Here is an 18,915-nt window from a genome sequence, read left to right as displayed (position 1 = left end):
CGCGGTTCGTCCAGCGCCCGCCATGAGGCCGTCGGCGGGGGCGACGGCCCGCGCCGGGCTACCATAGCGGTCTTGTCCTTTGATTTGCTGCCATGTCCACGCGTTCCGATACCCCCCATCTGGCTCCCCCGCTTTCCGCCGTCCTGCTTTCCAGCGCGCGCGTGGTGGAGGACGTCCTGGAAGGCCGCTCGTTGACCGATGCCCTGGCCGAGGTCGACGGCGCCCTGCGCCCCGCGGCGCAGGCGGTGTCGTTCCACGCGATGCGCTACCTGGGCTGGGCCGACGCGGTCGGCCGCGAACTGGTGCAGCGCTACCCCAACGTGCTGTTCGAGTCGCTGCTGCTGGTGTCGCTGACGCTGCTCAAGGCCGAGGGCGAGGCCGCGGCCGCGCTGCCGGGCATGCCGGTCTACGCGCCCCACACGGTGGTGGACCAGGCCGTCACGGCCGCGGCCTCGACCCGTTCCCTGGCCTCGTTCAAGGGCCTGCTCAACGCCTGCCTGCGCCGCTTCCTGCGCGAGCGCGCGGCGCTGGAGGCCGCGGTGGCCGACAGCCCCGAGGCCGAATGGAACCATCCGGGCTGGTGGGTCAAGCAATTGCGCGTGGCCTATCCGCAGCAATGGCAGGAGATCCTGCGGGCGGCCAACGTGCCGGCGCCGCTGACCCTGCGCGTCAACCGCCGCCGCGCCAGCCGCGAGCAGGTGCTGGCCGCGTTCCAGGACGCGGGCCTGGCCGCCGAGCCGGTGGGCCAGGCCGGCCTGGTGCTGGCCACGCCGCGCCCGGTGACCCAGTTGCCCGGTTTCGCCGAGGGCTGGTGGTCGGTGCAGGACGCCGGCGCCCAATTGGCCGCCGAACTGCTGGCGCCCAAGGACGGCATGCGGGTGCTGGACGCCTGCGCCGCGCCGGGCGGCAAGACCGCCCACCTGCTGGAGCTGGCCGACATCGACCTGCTGGCCCTGGACGCCGACGCCGACCGTCTGGTGCGGGTCGGCCAGAACCTGGACCGCCTGGGCCTGGCGAGCGAGCGGGCGCGGCTGCAGGCCGCCGACGCCGCCGACCTGGACGCCTGGTGGGACGGCAAGCCCTTCGACGCCGTGCTGGCGGACGTGCCGTGCACCGCCTCGGGCATCGTGCGGCGCCATCCCGATATCCGCTGGCTGCGCCGCGAAAACGACGTGCGCCGCACCGCCACGCTGCAGGCGCGGATCCTGGACGCGCTCTGGCGCACCGTGGCGCCCGGCGGCCGCCTGCTGTACGTGACCTGCTCGATCTTCCCGATCGAGGGCACGCGCCAGGCACTCGAGTTCCTGCAGCGCCACCCCGAGGCCCAGCGCCTGGACGCGCCGGGCCAATTGCTGCCAGTTGCGGTCGATGCAACACCCGCGGCGCAACGCGATGGATTTTTCTACGCCTTGTTTGCCAAGCAGTCCTGAATCGCCAAGAATAGGGGGCATGACGGGGTTTCGGTGTCGTATGTCCATCATTTCACGCTTATTTCTGGGGTTGTTGTTCGTAACTGCCGCGCTGTCGTTGGCGCCGGCCGGTCAGGCACACGGGTCCGAACCGAAGGTGGTGCGCGTCGAACCGGTGGTGCGGGGCGACAAGCTTGAAATCGACGCCGACATCGAGTTCGAACTGAACCAGCAACTGCGTGACGCCGCCCAGCGCGGCGTGCCCCTGTACTTCACCGCCGACCTGACCATCACGCGCGAGCGCTGGTGGTGGTTCGACAAATCCCTGGTGGACACCTCGCGCACCTGGCGCGTGATCTACAACGCGCTGACGCGCCAGTGGCGCGCCGGGGTCGGCGAGCTGTCCTTCCCGGTGGCGTCGCTGGACGACGCCATGAGCGTCATCCGCCACGTGCGCAACTGGCAGGTGGCCGATGCCGACGATTTCGACGAAGGCGTGGTCTATGGCGGCCAGTTGCGGCTGCGGCTGGACACGTCGCTGCTGCCCCGGCCGTTCCAGGTCAATGCCCTGAACAGCAGCTCCTGGGTCCAGGGCACGCCGTGGACCGATTTCTCGTTCTCGCTGGGTGACAAGGAGAAAGACCCCTCATGAGGCTGTTGCTTCGGCTGGCCCTGATGGTCGGCGCGGTGAGCGGCCTGGCGTTGCTGGGCCTGCTGGCATGGTCCACGGGCAATGCCTCGCGCTTTGCCCGTTATTACGACACCCTGCTGATTCTCAACGGTATCTTCGCCCTGGCGCTGTTCGTCTGGGTGGTGGCGCTGACGGTGCGGCTGGCGCGGCAGATCCGGCGGCGGCAGTTCGGCGCCCGGCTGACGGCCCGCTTCTCGCTGGCCTTCGCCCTGATCGGCGTGGTGCCCGGCGCCCTGATCTACACGGTCTCGGTGCAGTTCATGTCGCGCTCCATCGAGTCCTGGTTCAACGTGCGGGTCGACACCGCGCTGGAGGCCGGCCTGAACCTGGGCCGCGCCGCGCTCGACTCGCTGCTGGCCGACCTGGACGCCCGCGCCCGCTCGATGGCGGCCGAACTGAACCGCAATTCCGATACCGGCGTGACGCTGGCCCTGACCCGGCTGCGCGAAGCCAACGGCGTGCAGGAAGCCATGGTCTTCACCGGCAGCGGCCGCATGGTGGCGTTCTCCACCAGCCAGTACGGCCAGTTGCTGCCGGCGATGCCGCCATCCACGGTCATGAACCAGCTGCGGCTGTCGCGCGGCTATTCGGCGGCCGAGGCCGACGATCCGGTCAAGCCCGGCACCGACGGCGGGCTGCACCTGCGCGTGGTGATTCCGCTGACCGGCCCCGACCGCTACGACAACCTGCTGGGCGCCGCCTCGGAGCCGCGCTGGCTGCAGCTGCTGCAGCCGGTGCCCGAGCAGATCGCGCACAACGCCAACCTGGTGCAGCAGGGCTTTCGCGACTACCAGGAACTGGCCCTGTCGCGGCTTGGCCTGCGCAAGCTCTATGGCATCACGCTGACCCTGGCGCTGCTGCTGGCCGCCTTTGGCGCCATCGCCGTGGCGCTGTCGCTGTCCAAGCGGCTGGTGCGGCCGCTGCTCAGCCTGGCGGGCGGCACCCAGGCCGTGGGCGTGGGCGACTACCGGCCGCTGCCCGAACCGCCCGAACGCGACGAGGTCGGCCAGCTCACCCGCTCCTTCAATGCCATGACGCGCCAGCTCGACGAGGCCCGCCGCATGGTCGAGAGCAACCGCCAGCAGCTCGAACGGTCCAACGTCTACCTGGAAAGCGTGCTGTCGAATCTGTCCTCGGGCGTGCTGGTGTTCGACGAGTCCTTCCGCGTCACCACCGTCAACCAGGGCGCCCAGACCATCCTGCAGGCCGACCTGCGCTCGGTGATCGGGCGGCCGCTGGAAACCGTGGACGGCATGCTCGAATTCGCGAATGTCGTGCGGCAGGCGTTCTCCACCCACGCCGCCGTGGGCTCCGAACGCCAGCACTGGCAGCAGCAGTTCGAGATCGCGCCCAAGCAGGGCGACACCCCCAACGGGCCGCAGGCGCTGACGCTGCTGGCGCGCGGCACCCACCTGCGGGTGGACGGCCGCGGCAACGGTTACCTGGTGGTGTTCGACGATATTACCGAGGTGATATCGGCCAACCGCACCGTTGCCTGGGGCGAAGTGGCGCGCCGCCTGGCCCACGAAATCAAGAATCCGCTGACGCCGATCCAGCTGTCCGCCGAGCGCCTGGCGATGAAGCTGGAAGGCAAGCTGCCGCCGGCCGAGGCCCAGATCGTCGAGCGTTCCACCAACACCATCGTCAACCAGGTGGCCTCGCTCAAGCAGATGGTGGATGATTTCCGCGAATACGCCCGCACGCCGCCGGCGGTGATGCAGCGCATCGACTTCAACGCGCTGGTGGCGGACGTGCTGTCCCTGTACGGCTGGGAGCCGGACGGCGCCGCCTCGGTGCGTTCGACCTCCGGCAAGGCGCTGAACCTGGACGTCAGCCTGGGCGCGGACCTGCCGGCCATCGAGGGCGATCCGACCCAGCTGCGCCAGGTGATCCACAACCTGCTGTCCAACGCCCGCGACGCCATCGCCGAGAAGGGCGGAGAAGGCCGGGTCAGCGTCACCACCCAGCTGATGCGCAGCGAGCAGCCCGACCGCGCCGACCAGCAGGCCCTGCGTTTCACGGTGGCCGACACCGGGCCGGGCTTCCCGCCGCAGGTCATGCAGCGGGCCTTCGAGCCCTACGTAACCACCAAGTCCCACGGGACTGGGTTAGGATTGGCAATCGTACGCAAGATTGTTGAAGAGCATGGCGGGCGGATCGACCTTGCGAATCGCAAGGAAGGAGGCGCGCGGATCTCCATCTTGTTGACCCGGCTTGCTCCCGGGGCAGATGCTATGGACGCGACCGCGCAAGAAAAGGATAATGCGGCTACGCAATAGGTGGATGCTTTATGGCCAGAATTCTGGTGGTTGACGACGAAGTCGGTATTCGCGAGCTTTTGTCGGAAATCCTTTACGACGAAGGGCACACGGTCGAATTGGCCGAAAACGCGGCGCAAGCGCGCGCCGCGCGCCTTCGCATGCGTCCCGATCTGGTGCTGCTGGACATCTGGATGCCGGACACCGATGGCGTCAGCCTGCTCAAGGAATGGGGCTCGCAGGGCCTGCTGGACATGCCCGTCATCATGATGAGCGGCCACGCCACCATCGACACGGCGGTCGAGGCCACCCGCATCGGCGCCATGGATTTCCTCGAAAAGCCGATCACGCTGCAGCGTCTGCTCAAGACCGTGGCCGCCGGCCTGGCCCGTGGCCGCGTGCCGCATCCGGCGCCCGCGGCCGCGCCCGCGACGGCCAGCGCCACCGTGGCCCTCGAAGACGAGCTCGATCCGCCGGCCCTGTCGACGGCGCCGGCCAACGAAGTCCCGGTCACCGCCAACGGCCAGCTGGGCAGCATCTCGCTGGACCAGCCGCTGCGCGAGGCGCGCGATGAGTTCGAGCGCATCTACTTCGAATACCACCTGGTCCGCGAAAGCCACAGCATGACCCGCGTTTCCGAGCGCACCGGCCTCGAGCGCACCCACCTCTACCGCAAGCTCAAGCAATTGGGCATCGAGTCGGCGCGCAAACGGGGCGCATGAAGATCCTGATCATCGGCGCTGGTCGCGTAGGCACCAGCGTGGCTGAGAACCTGGTGTCCGAGCAGAACGACATCACGGTGATCGATTCGGATCCCTCGCAGCTGCAATACCTGCAAGAACACTTCGACCTGCGCGTCGTCCATGGCGACGGCTCGCAGGTGTCGGTGCTGGAAGGCGCCGGCGCCGCCGATACCGACCTGCTGATCGCCTGCGCCGCCTCCGACGCGGCCAACATGGTGGCCTGCAAGATCGCCCGCCAGCTGTTCAACATCCCCCGCCGCATCGCCCGCATCCGCTCGGGCGAATTCTCCGAACATCCCGAGCTGATGAGCGAAGAGGGCTTCTGCATCGACGCCATCATCAGCCCCGAGCGCAGCGTCACCACCTATCTGCACAGCCTGATCGAGTTCCCCGAGGCGTTGCAGGTGGTGGAGTTCGCCGAGGGCCGCGTCAGCGTCGTGACCGTGCGCGTCAGCCATGGCAGCCCGATGGCGCATCATCCCGTCGACAAGCTGCGCGATGTCTGGCCCGACGTCACGGCGCGGGTGATCGACGTGCTGCGCGGCGGCCGCCCGCTGCGGGCCGGCTCGGGCACCGTGATCGCCCCGGGCGACGAGGTGGTGCTGGTGGTGGACACGCGCCACGCCCGCCGCGCCGTGCGGCAGCTGCGCGAAGCCGAAAAGGCCGTGCGCCGCGTGATGATCGCCGGCGGCGGCAATATCGGCCTGCGGCTGGCGCGCGCGCTGGCCGAAGAGAACTACAGCGTGCGCATCATCGAGCGCGACCTCAAGCGCTGCGAATACCTGGCCACGCAGCTGCCCGACAGCGTGCTGGTGCTGCACGGCAGCGGCACCGACGAGGCGCTGCTGGAGCGCGAGAACATCGAGGACATGGACACCTGGCTGGCGCTGACCAGCGACGACGAGGACAACATCATGTCGTCGCTGCTGGCCAAGCGGCTGGGCGCGCGCAAGGTGATCGCGCTGATCAACCGCCAGGCCTATGGCGAGCTGATGCAGGGCAGCCATATCGACATCGCCGTGTCGCCGTCGCAGGCCACCATGAGCGAGCTGCTGCGCCACGTGCGCCGCGGCGACGTGGCGGCGGTCCATCGGCTGCGCCAGGGCGTGGCCGAGGCGCTGGAAGCCATCGCCCACGGCGACCGCTCCAATTCCAAGGTGGTGGGGCGGAAGGTGGGCGAGATCAGCCTGCCCAAGGGCGCCAGCATCGGCGCGCTGGTGCGCGAGGACGAGATCATCCTGCCGGATGCCGATACCGTGATCGAGACCGACGACCACGTCATCGTCTTCGTGCCCTCGCGCAAGCAGATGCCGCGCGTGGAAAAGCTGTTCCAAGTCTCGGCGTCGTTCTTCTGATGAGCCCGCGCGTCCCGTTTCCCGACGGACCGGCGGCGGCCGGGGAGGCCGCATGAGGCGCGTCCTGGCGACCCTGCACATCCTCGGCCTGACCATGGTGATGTTCGCCCTGACCATGCTGATCCCGCTGGGGGTGGCCTACATCGGCGGCGACGCGGCGCGCGACGCCTTCCTGCATGGCTTCCTGATTTCCGTCGGCATCGGCGTCGCGCTGGCGGCGCTGACGCGGCGGGCCCGCAGCGAGCTGCGCGCCCGCGACGGCTTCGTGCTGGTGTCGGCGGTGTGGGCCGGCCTGCCGCTGCTGGCGGCGATCCCGCTGCTGATCTACTTCCACCGCGCCGGCCTGCCGCTGTCGTTCACCGGGGCCTATTTCGAGGCCATGTCGGGACTGACGACCACCGGCGCGACCGTGCTGACCAATCTGGATGCCTTGCCGCCGTCGATCAACCTGTGGCGCGCCACCCTGGTCTGGGTCGGCGGCATGGGGATCCTGGTGCTGGCGGTGGCGATCCTGCCGCTGCTGGGCGTGGGCGGGCACCAGGTGGTGCGGGCCGAGACGCCCGGCCCGATGAAGGACGAGCGCCTGACGCCGCGCATCGCCAGCACCGCCAAGGCGCTGTACGCGGTGTACTTCGCCTTTTCCATCCTGTGCTTTCTGGCCTACCGCGCGGTCGGCCTGTCCTGGTTCGAAGCCTGGTGCCACATGGCCACGACCATGGGGCTGGGCGGGTTCTCGACCTGGGACGACGGCTTCGCGCACTTCGATTCGGTGGCGGTCGAGATGGTGGCCATGGTGTTCATGCTGATCGCCGGCATCAACTTCGCCACGCACTTCAATGCCTTCCGCCAGCGCAGCGGGCGTGCCTACCTGCGCTGCCCGGAGGCGATTCCGTACCTGGTCGTGGTGCTGGGCGTGGGGCTGGTGATTTCGGTGTTCCTGTACGTCAAGGGCGTCTACCAGGAGCCGCTGGAGGCCCTGCGCTACGGCATGTTCAACACCATTTCGATGGCCACCACCACGGGCTACGCCAATACCGATTTCGCCCAGTGGCCGCTGTTCGCGCCCCTGACCATGCTGCTGCTGTCCGGGTTCGCCACCTCGGCGGGGTCCACGGGGGGGGCGGGATCAAGATGATCCGGGCCATCCTGCTGGTCAAGCAGGCGCGCAACGAGCTGGTCACCATGTTGCATCCGCATGCCGTCAGCCCCGTGCGGGTCAACGGCCGCGCGGTCGAGGCCCGCACCATGTCGTCGGTGCTGGCTTTCATGCTGTTCTACGGCCTGTCCATCGCTGTCTTCACCAGCCTGCTGCTGCTGTCCGGGCTGGACCCGATCACGGCCTTCTCGGCCGTGTTCGCCAGCGTCAACAACACCGGCCCCGGCCTGGGACCGGTCGGGCCCATGGGGAATTTCGCGGTGCTGTCGGACTTCCAGATCTGGGTCTGCACCTTCGCCATGCTGATCGGCCGCCTGGAGCTGCTGACCGTGCTGGTGCTGTTCACGCCGATCTTCTGGCGCAAGTAGGCGGCGTCGCCCGGATGTCCGGGGCCTTGGACGTCGAGCCGCAGGCCCTCGGGGACGGATCCAATTCATAAGGGATAACCCTGATTCGGGTTATCCCGCCCACACTGAAAAGCCGCGCCCAGACTGCGCTCGCGGGCCGCCCGGTCCGGCGAGCCGCGCCGTCATTACGTTGTGAGTGCTCGCTCACTTTGTTCTAGAGGGCAAAACCGAATGCATCGTGATGTTGCACACAAATGTCACGATTTTCAATCGTTTTGCCACAAACATGCGGCTATTATGCGTTCACAAGCCGCCGTCTAGCGCCCCCCGGGAAGTTGCCGGGCTTCAAGGTCGAACGGCGCACCCCCTCATCAAACATCCGAAGGAGTCCGAGATGGAACAGATCCCGTTCATTTCGTCGGCCCCCAACACCCTGGGCATCGAACTCGAGCTGCAACTGATCGACCCCCGCAGTTTCGACCTGACCGCAGCCTCTGACGAGCTGCTGGCCCAAATGGCCAACCACCCCATCGCCGATCGCGTGAAACCGGAAATCACGCGCTCCATGATCGAACTGAATTCCTCGGTGCACGAGCACCCCATGGGCCTGCTGGCGGAAATGCGCGAAATGCGCGATGCCCTGGTCGAAGCGGCCGACGCCGTGGGCGTTTCGGTGGCCGGCGGCGGCGCTCACCCATTCATGCGCTGGCAGGAACGCTCCATCTCGGATACCCCGCGCTTCCAGTACCTGGCCGAAATGTATGGTTACCTGGCGCGTCAATTCACGGTGTTCGGCCAGCACATCCACCTGGGCGTGAAAAGCGGCGACGAAGCCATCAAGCTGCTGCGCCGGCTGTCGCCCTATGTGCCGCACTTTATCGCGCTGTCGGCCTCGTCGCCGTACTGCGAGGGCGTCGATACCCTGTTCTCGTGTTCGCGCCTGAACGCGGTCAACAGCTTCCCGCTGGCCGGCCACATGCCGGCCGAGGTCAAGGACTGGTACCAGTTCGAGGCCCACATTGCGCAACTGCGCGCCTATGGCCTGGCCGAGAGCATCAAGGACCTGTACTGGGACATCCGCCCCAAGCCCGAATTCGGCACGGTGGAAATCCGCGTCTGCGATACGCCGCTGACCGTCGAGCGCGCCTGCCAGATGGCGGCCTTCGCCCAGGCGCTGGCGGTGCTGCTGATGCGGGAGGACGATCCCAGCGACAAGGCCTGGCTGTCCTACCGCAGCAACCACTTCCAGGCCTGCCGTTTCGGCCTGCAGGGCAGCTACGTGACGCCGGACGGCCAGCGCCTGCGCCTGATGGATCACCTGCGCGCGCTGTTCCAGCGGCTGATGCCGGTGGCCGAAGAGCTGGGGACCGGCGACATGATCGCGTCGCTGCGCGACGAGGCCATGCGCAGCGGCAATGATTCGCGCTGGCTGCGCAGCCAGTTCCATCGCCTGCGCGACCTGCCGCTGGTGGTGGAATCGATGTCGCAGGCCTGGCGCGGCGAGTCCGCCCAGGCCGCGCCGGCCGAGCCGACCGCGGTGTTGCGGCGGCGGATCCGCGCCACGTCCGAGCCGATGCAGCCCCTCTCGCCGGCGGAACCGGGCGTCACCGCGCCGCTGCCCGAACGCCTGCACTAGGCGCCAGGCCTTTCCGGGCCCATCCGCCCCGGCTGGCCGTCCCGTTTCGGGGGCGGCACGCCGGGGCGTCTTGTTTCAGGGCGTGCCGCGCTGGCGGCCGCCGATGGCGCTGACCGACAGCCGGGTCTCGCCGGCGGTGCCGCGGTGGGTGGCGGCGCGCCAGGCGTGGCCGTAGGCCACTTCGATGCTCAGGGCGACGACGCCGTCCGGGCGGCGCTGGGCCTCCAGCGCGGCGCACAGGCGCGCCCGCCAGTCGCGCCCGACCAGGCCGCCGCGGCGGCCGGCGGCGGGGTTGCCGCCCAGGGCGCGCACGTCCTGCAGCAGCTTTTCCGGGGTGCGGTAGGTCAGCGTCAGAATCTCCTGGTCCATGACCGGATCGGCGAAGCCGTTTTCCACCAGCAGGTCGCCGAAGTCATGCATGTCGACGAAGGCCGGGGTGGCGGTGCGCAGTCCGGCGTCGTCCAGCGCCTGGCGCAATTCGCGCAGCGTGGCCGGCCCCAGACAGGAAAACATCGCCAGCCCGCCGACCTTGAGGATGCGGCGCCATTCGGCCAGCACGGCATGCGGTTCGCGGTGCCAGTGCAGGGCCAGGTTGGACCACACCAGTTCCAGCGATTCCGGCGCCAGGCCGGTGGCGGCCAGGTCGGCGTTGACGAAGCCATTGGCCGGACCGCGCCGCGCCAGCTTGCCGATCCAGGCCGACAGGCCGGCCGGGGCGTGGCGCTTGCGGGCGATCTCCAGCAGCGGCTCGCAGTTGTCCAGGCCGGTGTAGGCGGCTTCGGCATAGCGTTCGCGCAGCAGCGCCAGGTTGTCGCCGGCGCCGCAGCCGGCGTCGAGCATGGCCTGGGGCTGCACGCGGATGTACTGCAGCCTGCCGAGCATGCGGCGGGCGACTTCGCCGTACAGGAACTGGGCGTCCGACAGGTCGCCACGGCGGGCGAATTGGCGCGGCACGTCGGCGGCGACGAGCGGGAGCGAGGGCGGGGTGGCGGGTGCGGGCAGGGACATTTTGGTCGCGCCCGGGGCGGCGCCGCGGGCGGATCATGATTTCATGGGGGATGGCTCACATTATTGCCCATCCCGGCCGCGGCGGCCGATTGTCCCTACAGGCCATGGGGCGGCGGTTGCTGGCCCGGGTGCCCTGCGACTGCCCGCTGTGCGGGGCGCGGGTCGGTGGCGCCCGCCTGTGCGAGGGCTGCGAAACCGACCTGGCCGAAGCGTCGCTGGCGCCGCGCTGTCCGCGGTGCGCCCAGCGGCTGGCGCCGGACGCGCTGCATTGTGCCGACTGCCTGGCGCGGCCGCCGGCTTTCACCGGCACGATCGCCGCCTTCGACTACGAGCCGCCCGCCGAGGTGTTGATCCGCCAGCTCAAGACCCAGCTGCGGCTCAGCGCGGCGCCGGTATTGGCGCGGCTGCTGGCGCATGCGGTGTGGTCCGAGCCGCCGCCGCACGCCTTGCTGCTGGCGCCGGTGCCGTCCAGCCGCGCGTCGCTGCGTCGGCGCGGCATGAATCCGGCGGCCGAGATCGCCCGCGGCCTGGCGGCGCTGCTGGGCTGGCCGCTGCTGCGCGGGGCCTTGCGGCGGCGGCGTGAAACGCCCCGGCAGACCGCCCTGGGGCGCCGCGCCAGGCTGAGCGGCGCCCGGGGCGTGTTCCATTGCCCGCGCGACCTTTCAGGCCGCCATGTCGGCTTGGTGGATGACGTCATGACCACGGGCAGTACCGCGGATGCGGCTGCTCGCGCGTTGCTGGCCGCGGGCGCGGCCAGCGTGACGGTGCTGGTCGCGGCGCGCACGCCGCGCACGGGCTGAGGCCCGGCGCCGGCGCGGGGGCTGCGCGCCATGCGGCCTCGCGGGCCGGGGCGGCCGTCCAAATCGGCGACAATCGCTGCTGCGCGGCCAAGGCCGGCCGCCCGTCATTCAACGTCTTTGCATCCGTCCGCCATGTTCCACGTCATCCTCGTCTGCCCCGAGATTCCGCCCAACACGGGCAATGCGATCCGCCTGTGCGCCAATACCGGCGCGCAATTGCACCTGGTGCGCCCGCTTGGTTTCGAACTGGACGATGCGCGCATGCGGCGGGCGGGGCTGGACTATCACGAGTGGCAGCCGGTGCGCGTGCACGACACGCTGCAGGAGGCGCTGGCGGATACGGGGGCGGCGGCTTCCCACATCTATGCCTTGACCACGCAGGCGCAACGCAGCGTGGGGGATGTGCGGTTCGAGGAGGGGGATGTGTTCGTGTTCGGGCGGGAGAGCGCCGGGTTGTCGGCGGAGCATCATGCGATGTTCGCGCCGCAGCAGCGGTTGCGGTTGCCGATGCGGGCGGGGCAGCGGAGCTTGAATTTGTCCAATGCCGTGGCGGTTACGGTGTTTGAGGCTTGGCGGCAGTTGGGGTATGAGGGGGGGACTTAGGTTCTTTAGGCGCGAGTGACGGGGCAGGCGGGGGATGGCGGGGCTACGATTGCGGTCCGGAGCCTTCGCTCCGGACTTGCCTAGGCGGCCCCCCCCCTTCGTCATCTTCGTCACAGCCTTCGGCTGTTCCTTCAGATTCCCTCGGGCGCATCTACACGCCCCGCCATCCCCCGCCTGCCCCGTCACTCGCTCGCGTCGTGACTTGACCGCGGGTGGTGGGGCGAGTTGTTTGCTTGGCGTTTTTGCCGGCAATCTTTGGGGGAGAGGGCTTGCGGGCTTAGTCCAGTGACAGGTTCAGCTTCTGGATGACTTGGTCCCAGCGGGCCTTTTCGTCCTGGATGCGGACGGTCAGGGCCTCGGGGGTGGAGGCGGCGGGGGTGAAGTATTGCAGGGCCATCTGCTTGCGGACCGCGTCGCTGTTGATGATGCGGTTCAGTTCGCTGTTCAGGCGCTCGATGATGGGCATCGGCGTTTCGGCGGGGACCAGGATGGCGTTCCAGGAGATGGCTTCGAAGTCGGGGTAGCCCTGCGAGGCCATGGTGGGGATGCCGGGCAGGGTGTCGCTGGGCTGCAGGCTGGTGACGGCGAGGATCTTGACCTTGCCGTCGCGGGTCTGGGGCACGGCGATGGCGGGGACCATGAAGCCGGCCTGGATGTCGCCGCCGATGATGGCGCTGATGACCTGCGGGAAGCCGGCGTAGGGGATGTGCGCCATGTCGATGCCGGCGCGTTCCTTGAACATTTCCATGGCCAGGTGGGCCGAGCTGCCGGGGCCAACGGAGCCGTAGTTCAGCGAGCTGCCGTGTTCCTTCACCATGCGCACGAAGTCCTGCACGGAATTGACGTTCTTCAGGTTGCCGGGCACGGTCAGCACGTTGGGGCTGGTGCCGACCAGCGTCACGGGCGCCAGGTCCTGCAGCGGGTCGTAGCCCAGCGTCTTCTTGTAGAGCGTGGGCGCGGTGACCAGCGGGCCATTGATCGTGTAGAGCAGGGTGTAGCCGTCGGGCTTGGCCTGGGCGACGATGCGGGTGCCGATGTTGCCGCCGGCGCCGGGCTTGTTGTCGATGACGATGGGTTGTCCCAGCGCCTGCGCCAGCGGTTCCGAGATGGTGCGCGCCAGGATGTCGGGCGACGAGCCGGGCGGGAACGGCACCACCATGTGGATGGGGCGGTCGGGCCAATCGGCGTGGGCGGCGGCGGGCAGGATGGCCGCCAGGCTCAGGCAGAGGCCGCGCAGCAGGGGGCCGACCCGGAACGTGCGGGTTTGCGTCATGAAGGATGTCTCCTGGGTGTCGTGCGTCGTGTTGTTATGAGGACGGGGATGGGGTCCGGGGGCGCGGGCGGTGTCAGCCCGCGTTGCCGTGTTCGTCGCGGGCGTTGCGCGCCAGCAGGGCGGATACGGCCGTCATGGGCGCGACGCCGTCGAACAGCACGGCGCACACGGCTTCGGTGATGGGCAGTTCGACGCCGATGGCGCGGGCGCGTTCCAGCGCGGCGCGCGCGCAGCGCACGCCTTCGGCGGTGATGCCGCTGGCCAGGATGTCGGCCAGCTTGCGGCCGGCGCCGATTTCCAGGCCGACGCGGCGGTTGCGCGACAGGTCGCCGGTGGCGGTCAGGACCAGGTCGCCCAGGCCGGTCAGGCCGGCGAAGGTCTCGGGCTGCGCGCCCAGCGCGACGCCGAAGCGCGTCATTTCGGCCAGGCCGCGGGTGATCAGCGCGGCGCGGGCATTGGTGCCCAGCGCCAGGCCGTCGCCGATGCCGCAGGCCACGGCGATGACGTTCTTGAGGGCGCCGCCCATTTCCACGCCGACCAGGTCGCCGCTGGCGTAGACGCGCAGCGCGGCGCCATGCAGGGCCTGGGTGGTGGCGGCGCGCAGGGCGGCGTTGTCGCTGGCGACGGTCAGGGCCACGGGCAGGCCCTGGGCGACTTCGCGGGCGAAGGACGGACCCGACAGGACGCCGCCGACGGCGCCGGGCAGGGCCTCGCGCACGATTTCGTGGGGCAGCCTTGCGGTGTCGGCCTCAAAGCCCTTGCAGGTCCAGACGATGGGCGTGTCCTGCAGGCCCAGGGCGGGCAGGCGGCGCGCGAGCTCCGCGCAGGTGGCGGCCAGGCCGGCCACCGGGACGCCCAGGATGATCAGCCCCGCCGCGCCGTCCTGTAGCAGGCTGCGCAGCGTGGCGTCGAGATCAGGAGTAATCGTCAATGCCTGGGGCAGGGCGATGCCAGGCAGGTAGCGCGCGTTTTCGTGGCGGGCGGCCATGTCGGCGGCCTGCGCCGGATCGCGCGCCCAGAGTACGGTGGGGTGGCGGCGGCTCGCGGCCGCCGCCAGCGCGGTGCCCCAGCTGCCCGCGCCCAGGACGGCGACGCGCAGGCTGGGCGGAGTGGGCTGGTTCATGGGGCGCCGCGGTCTGCCTTATTGGCGGGTGGCGCTGGCGGGCAGGATGATGCCCGAGTCGCTGCCGTTGCCATTGGCGTTGCTTTGCTGTTGTTGCAGTTCCGCCAGGCGCTGTTCGTACAGGGCCTGGAAGTTGACTTCCGTCAGGTGCAGCGGCGGCATCGAGGTGCGGGTGATCGCGTCGGCGATGTTGGCGCGCAGGTACGGGTACAGCATCGTCGGGCAGACAATGCCCAGCAGCGGATCGAGCTGCTCTTCGGGGATGTTGGCGGCTTCGAAGATGCCGGCCTGGGTGCCCTCGACCAGGTACACGACCTTGTCGTTGATGCGGGTGGTGACGGTGACGGTGACCGTGGTCTCGAACACGGTTTCGGCCAGGCGCTGGCCGCCCACGGTGATGCTCACTTCAACCTGGGGCGCTTCTTGCTCCAGGAAGACGTGGGGCGCGTTCGGCATTTCCAGCGAAAGGTCTTTCAGGTAGACGCGCTGCAGATTGAACGAGGGCGCGTCGTTGCCGCCTTCTTGCTGGGTGTTTTGGTCTTGATCAGCCATGAGTGTTTCCGTTGGTGGGAGGGGCAAAAAGGGGCGTTAGCCGTTGAGCAATGGGGTCAGGCCGCCCGAGCGGTCCAGCGCCATCAGGTCGTCGCAACCGCCGACGTGGGTATCGCCGATGAAGATCTGCGGTACCGTGCGCCGGCCGGTGCGTTCGATCATGCGATCGCGCTGGCCGGGCTCGCGGTCGATCTGGATGATCTCCAGGTCGGTCACGCCGCGCTGCTCCAGCAGCGCCTTGGCGCGGGCGCAATAGGGACAATAGTCCTTGCTGTACATGACAACTTTATTCATAGGCGCTCCAGGCGGATTCTGTCGATAAGATGGGGGCGCGTCGCCCGCGTTCAACCCTTCTGGGTGACCGGCAGGCTGGCGGCCAGCCAGGCGCGCATGCCGCCATCGAGCGGCACGACGTCGGCGAAGCCCTGCGCGCGCAGCTTGGCGGCGGCGCGGGCGGAATCACGGCCATTGTCGCAAACCACGACCAGCGGCTTGTTCTTGGGCAGCGAGGCGGCCTTCTGCTCCAGGTCGGCGGCCGGGACGCTGCGGGCCTGGGCGATGTGGCCGGCCTGGAACTGTTCGGCGGGGCGCACGTCGACCCACACGGCCTGGCGCTGGTTGACCATCTGGATGGCTTCCGTGGTGCTGACGGCCGAGCCGGTGCGGCCCTTGCGCAGGGCGGGAATGGCCAGCATGACGCCGGAAACGACGGTTACGGCGACAATGAAGATGTTGTTTTTATCGAGCAAGAATTGCAGAAGGTCCACGGGGCATCCTGAAGGGCGGCGTCTAGCCTGGTAAGGGCGAACCCTGAAGCGCCGCGCCGCCAAATTCACGGGTGCGCCGGGGCAAAATCAAGGGCAAAATCGCTCAATTATAAAATGAGCGCATTCCGCAACTTTAACCCGCGTTACAAGCGTGCCAAACCATGCATAAACTCGTTCTGATGCGCCACGGCGAAAGCCAGTGGAATCTGGAAAACCGTTTCACCGGCTGGACTGACGTCGACCTGACCGAAACCGGCCGTGAACAGGCCCGCAAGGCGGGCGAATTGCTCAAGAAAGAAGGCTACACCTTCGATCTGGCCTACTCGTCGGTGCTCAAGCGCGCCATCCGCACCCTGTGGATCGCCCTGGACGCCATGGATGCCATGTACACCCCGGTGGGCGTGAACTGGCGCCTGAACGAGCGCCACTATGGCGCCCTGCAGGGCCTGAACAAGGCCGAGACCGCCGCCAAGTACGGCGACGAGCAGGTGCTGGTCTGGCGCCGCGCCTACGCCATCGCGCCGGAACCCCTGGCGCTGGACGACGAGCGTCACCCGCGCTTCGACAGCCGCTACGCCAAGATCCCGGCCGACCAGCTGCCGGCCACCGAGTGCCTGAAGGACACCGTGGCGCGCGTGCTGCCGTTCTGGAACGAGTCCATCGCCCCGGCCATCCGCGCCGGCCGCAAGGTGCTGATCGCCGCCCACGGCAACAGCCTGCGCGCCCTCATCAAGCACCTGGACAACGTCTCCGACGACGACATCGTCAACCTGAACATCCCCACCGGCCAGCCGCTGGTGTATGAATTGGATGATGACCTGCGTCCGATCCGCCACTATTATCTCGGCGATGCCGCCGAGATCGAGGCGGCCATGGCCGCGGTCGCGGCCCAGGGCAAGGCTAAGAAGGACTGATATCCATGGTGCGCATGGCGGGGTGGTTGTTGGCGGTCATGCTGGCCGGCGGGGCGCTGCCGGCGGGCGCCGCGCCCAACGATCTCGCCGGCCGCCAGTCCGAAGCCGAGAAACAGCAGGCGCAGCTGCGCGACCGTATCGAGAATCTGCAAAAGGACATCGATACGCGCGAGGCCGCCCGCAAGGAAGCCGCCGACGCCTTGAAGCAGTCGGAATCGGCGATTTCCCGAATCAACCTGCGCCTGAAGGAACTGGCCGAGTCCAGCCGTCAGGCGACCACCGACCTGTCCGGCCTGGAAAAGCAGATCACGGCCCAGCAGGCCGTGCTGGCCAAGCGCCGGGTCGAGCTGGCCGACCAGCTGCGCACCCAGTACACCAGCGGCCTGTCGCCCTGGACCGCGCTGCTGTCCGGCGACGATCCCCAGGTGCTGGGCCGCAACCTGGGCTACCTCGACTACGTGTCCCAGGCCCGCGCCCGCGCCGTCGAGGCGCTGCGCGCCGACATCGACCGCCTGGCGGCCCTGCAGGGCCGCGCCGACGCCCGCCGCGCCGAGATCGAGAAGCTGGTGGCCGAAACCTCCGAGCAGAAGACTGCCCTGGTCGCCCAGCAGAAAGAGCGCGGCACCCTGCTGGCGCAGCTGGAAGGCCAGATCGCCGCCCAGCGCGCCGAAGCCAACAAACTGGGGCGGGACGACCAGCGCCTGTCGCGCCTGATCACCGACCTGGACGCGGCCATCGTCAAGCAGGCCGAAGAGGCCCGCAAGGCCGAGGAAGCGCGGCGTCGCGCCGAGGAAGCGCGCAAGGCCGAGGAAGCCCGGCGCGCCGAAGAGGCGCGCAAGAAGGCCGAAGCCGATCGCCGCGCCGAGGAAGCCCGCAAGAAAGCCGAGGCCGACCGCAAGGCGGCCGCCGACAAGGCCACGGCCGACAACGCCCGCCGCGACCGCAACGCGCGCGAGGCCCGCGAGGCCGCCGAGGCGCGCGAACAGGTCGAGGCCGCGTCGCGCCAGGGCCGCGGCCCGGTGGTCGTGGCCGATCCGGACGCCGCCGGCCTGCGCCCGGCCGACACGCGCCATCCGCGCCTGACCGGCCCGGCCGAGACGCCGCCCGCGACAAAACCCGCGGATCCCCCCAAAAAGACGGAACCTGTCGAGGAAGAAGCCGCTCCAACCCGTAGTGCGTCGACCCAGCAGACTCCGCGCGCCGCCCCGGTGGGCGGCGGCAACGGCCTGCGTCACGGCCTGGCCGCGCCGGTGCGGGGCCAGGTGCAGGGACGCTTCGGGGTCGACCGCCCGGATGGCGGCGTCTGGCGCGGCGTGGTGCTGCGCGCGGCCGAAGGCACGCCGGTGAAGGTGGTGGCCCCTGGCACGGTGGTCTATGCCGATTGGCTGAGGGGTTTTGGCAATCTCATCATTGTGGATCATGGCCAGCAATATTTGACCGTCTATGCTTACAACCAAAGTCTGCTCAAACGGGTGGGCGATTCCGTCGCGACGGGAGATACTATTGCTACGGTAGGCGCAACCGGCGGCCAAGTGGAATCCGGCCTATACTTTGAAATTCGCCATCGCGGCGCTCCTGTGGATCCAGCCCAGTGGCTGGCCCAGTAAAGCCAAAAACCCTCAAGGGCGAAAACCATTCGGGAAGTGTGCATGAGCACTCGCAAGTTTCGCGGTTTCGGTCTGATTGCCATCGGTGCGGTGGCAGGTGTCTTGCTCAGCGTGGGCGTGACGGCTGTCGCCCAGCGCGGCAGCCCCTTGCCGCTGGATGAACTCAGGCAACTGAGCAACGTCTTCGCCGCCATCAAGAACAACTACGTCGAGTCGGTGGACGACAAGACGCTGATCGACAACGCCATCTCCGGCATGGTGTCGAACCTGGACCCGCACTCCGCCTACCTGGATGCCGACGCGTTCCGCGAAATGCAGACGGCCACGCAGGGCGAGTTCGGCGGCCTGGGCATCGAAGTCGGCGCCGAAGACGGCTTCGTCAAGGTCATTTCGCCCATCGAAGACACCCCCGCCGCGCGCGCGGGCGTCATGGCCGGCGACCTCATCATCAAGATCGACGACACGCCCACCAAGGGCATGTCGCTGAACGACGCCGTCAAGCTCATGCGCGGCGCGCCCAAGTCGCCCATCACGCTGACCATCATGCGCGCCGACCGGCCGCAGCCGATCGTGCTCAAGATCGTGCGCGACATCATCAAGGTGCGCAGCGTGCGCAGCAAGATGCTGGACAACGGCGTGGCCTACGTGCGCATCGCCCAGTTCCAGGAAAAGA

General features: G+C 68.9%; 17 protein-coding genes and 1 pseudogene. 12 read left to right on the top strand and 6 right to left on the bottom strand.

The window, feature by feature from the left end:
• Positions 1–92: 92 nt before the first annotated feature.
• The 7 genes and pseudogenes from rsmB (at position 93) to AOZ49_RS08565 (ending at position 9,595) form a co-directional block, all read left to right on the top strand.
• On the top strand, positions 93–1,430 hold the full coding sequence (rsmB, locus tag AOZ49_RS08595) for a 16S rRNA (cytosine(967)-C(5))-methyltransferase RsmB (RefSeq protein ID WP_054429319.1): 1,338 nt from the start codon (positions 93–95) through the stop codon (positions 1,428–1,430).
• 40 nt (positions 1,431–1,470) lie between these two features.
• On the top strand, positions 1,471–2,061 hold the full coding sequence (locus AOZ49_RS08590; protein WP_156333358.1) for a DUF4390 domain-containing protein: 591 nt from the start codon (positions 1,471–1,473) through the stop codon (positions 2,059–2,061).
• Positions 2,058–4,379: a sensor histidine kinase gene (locus AOZ49_RS08585; RefSeq protein WP_054474874.1), complete on the top strand. Its 2,322-nt coding sequence runs from the start codon at positions 2,058–2,060 to the stop codon at positions 4,377–4,379. The genes AOZ49_RS08590 and AOZ49_RS08585 overlap by 4 nt, the downstream gene beginning before the upstream one ends.
• Before the next feature lie 11 nt (positions 4,380–4,390).
• Positions 4,391–5,080 carry a response regulator gene (locus AOZ49_RS08580; protein WP_054429322.1) on the top strand — a complete coding sequence of 230 codons (690 nt, stop codon included), beginning with the start codon at positions 4,391–4,393 and terminating at the stop codon, positions 5,078–5,080.
• Positions 5,077–6,456 (top strand): Trk system potassium transporter TrkA, encoded by a 1,380-nt coding sequence (gene trkA / locus AOZ49_RS08575; protein ID WP_054429323.1) that lies wholly within the window; start codon positions 5,077–5,079, stop codon positions 6,454–6,456. The genes AOZ49_RS08580 and trkA overlap by 4 nt, the downstream gene beginning before the upstream one ends.
• A gap of 52 nt (positions 6,457–6,508) precedes the next feature.
• Positions 6,509–7,980 (top strand): annotated as a pseudogene (locus AOZ49_RS08570) (TrkH family potassium uptake protein).
• 373 nt (positions 7,981–8,353) lie between these two features.
• On the top strand, positions 8,354–9,595 hold the full coding sequence (locus AOZ49_RS08565) for a YbdK family carboxylate-amine ligase (protein WP_054474873.1): 1,242 nt from the start codon (positions 8,354–8,356) through the stop codon (positions 9,593–9,595).
• A 75-nt stretch (positions 9,596–9,670) separates the two neighbouring features.
• Here the strand turns inward: AOZ49_RS08565 and AOZ49_RS08560 are convergent, their stop codons facing one another.
• Positions 9,671–10,603, bottom strand: a complete 933-nt coding sequence (locus tag AOZ49_RS08560) for a methyltransferase domain-containing protein (protein ID WP_054474872.1) — start codon at positions 10,601–10,603, stop codon at positions 9,671–9,673.
• Between the two features lie 50 nt (positions 10,604–10,653).
• Here AOZ49_RS08560 and AOZ49_RS08555 point away from each other — a divergent pair, with 50 nt between their 5' ends.
• Entirely contained in the window at positions 10,654–11,403 is a 750-nt protein-coding gene (locus tag AOZ49_RS08555) for a ComF family protein (protein WP_353739088.1), read from the top strand.
• A 132-nt stretch (positions 11,404–11,535) separates the two neighbouring features.
• Complete coding sequence (locus tag AOZ49_RS08550) at positions 11,536–12,006, top strand: tRNA (cytidine(34)-2'-O)-methyltransferase (RefSeq protein ID WP_054429327.1); 471 nt, start codon at positions 11,536–11,538, stop codon at positions 12,004–12,006.
• Between the two features lie 277 nt (positions 12,007–12,283).
• Here the strand turns inward: AOZ49_RS08550 and AOZ49_RS08545 are convergent, their stop codons facing one another.
• The 5 genes from AOZ49_RS08545 to AOZ49_RS08525 form a co-directional block, all read right to left on the bottom strand.
• Positions 12,284–13,279, bottom strand: coding sequence for a Bug family tripartite tricarboxylate transporter substrate binding protein (locus AOZ49_RS08545; protein ID WP_054474871.1), 996 nt, complete (start codon positions 13,277–13,279; stop codon positions 12,284–12,286).
• Positions 13,280–13,352: 73 nt separating this feature from the next.
• Positions 13,353–14,402: an NAD(P)H-dependent glycerol-3-phosphate dehydrogenase gene (locus tag AOZ49_RS08540; RefSeq protein ID WP_054474870.1), complete on the bottom strand. Its 1,050-nt coding sequence runs from the start codon at positions 14,400–14,402 to the stop codon at positions 13,353–13,355.
• Between the two features lie 18 nt (positions 14,403–14,420).
• The gene (gene secB / locus AOZ49_RS08535; RefSeq protein WP_006391756.1) at positions 14,421–14,954 is read right to left on the bottom strand and encodes a protein-export chaperone SecB; all 534 of its coding nucleotides are present in this window, start codon (positions 14,952–14,954) and stop codon (positions 14,421–14,423) included.
• Positions 14,955–14,990: 36 nt separating this feature from the next.
• Positions 14,991–15,248: a glutaredoxin 3 gene (gene grxC, locus AOZ49_RS08530; RefSeq protein WP_006391755.1), complete on the bottom strand. Its 258-nt coding sequence runs from the start codon at positions 15,246–15,248 to the stop codon at positions 14,991–14,993.
• 50 nt (positions 15,249–15,298) lie between these two features.
• Entirely contained in the window at positions 15,299–15,721 is a 423-nt protein-coding gene (locus tag AOZ49_RS08525; RefSeq protein ID WP_006391754.1) for a rhodanese-like domain-containing protein, read from the bottom strand.
• A gap of 161 nt (positions 15,722–15,882) precedes the next feature.
• Between AOZ49_RS08525 and gpmA the strand changes: the two genes are divergently transcribed.
• From gpmA to AOZ49_RS08510, 3 genes are all read left to right on the top strand, one after another.
• Positions 15,883–16,635 (top strand): 2,3-diphosphoglycerate-dependent phosphoglycerate mutase, encoded by a 753-nt coding sequence (gene gpmA / locus AOZ49_RS08520; RefSeq protein ID WP_035359662.1) that lies wholly within the window; start codon positions 15,883–15,885, stop codon positions 16,633–16,635.
• Between the two features lie 5 nt (positions 16,636–16,640).
• Positions 16,641–18,242, top strand: a complete 1,602-nt coding sequence (locus AOZ49_RS08515) for a murein hydrolase activator EnvC family protein (protein WP_082380366.1) — start codon at positions 16,641–16,643, stop codon at positions 18,240–18,242.
• A 42-nt stretch (positions 18,243–18,284) separates the two neighbouring features.
• Positions 18,285–18,915 (top strand): S41 family peptidase (locus AOZ49_RS08510; protein WP_156355618.1); only part of this gene is annotated, 631 nt, incomplete at its 3' end.

Origin of the sequence: Achromobacter sp. 2789STDY5608615 (assembly GCF_001298995.1) — a bacterium.
In the GTDB taxonomy this organism is placed as follows: domain Bacteria; phylum Pseudomonadota; class Gammaproteobacteria; order Burkholderiales; family Burkholderiaceae_B; genus Achromobacter; species Achromobacter insuavis.
This window is presented reverse-complemented; position numbering and strand designations above follow the sequence as displayed.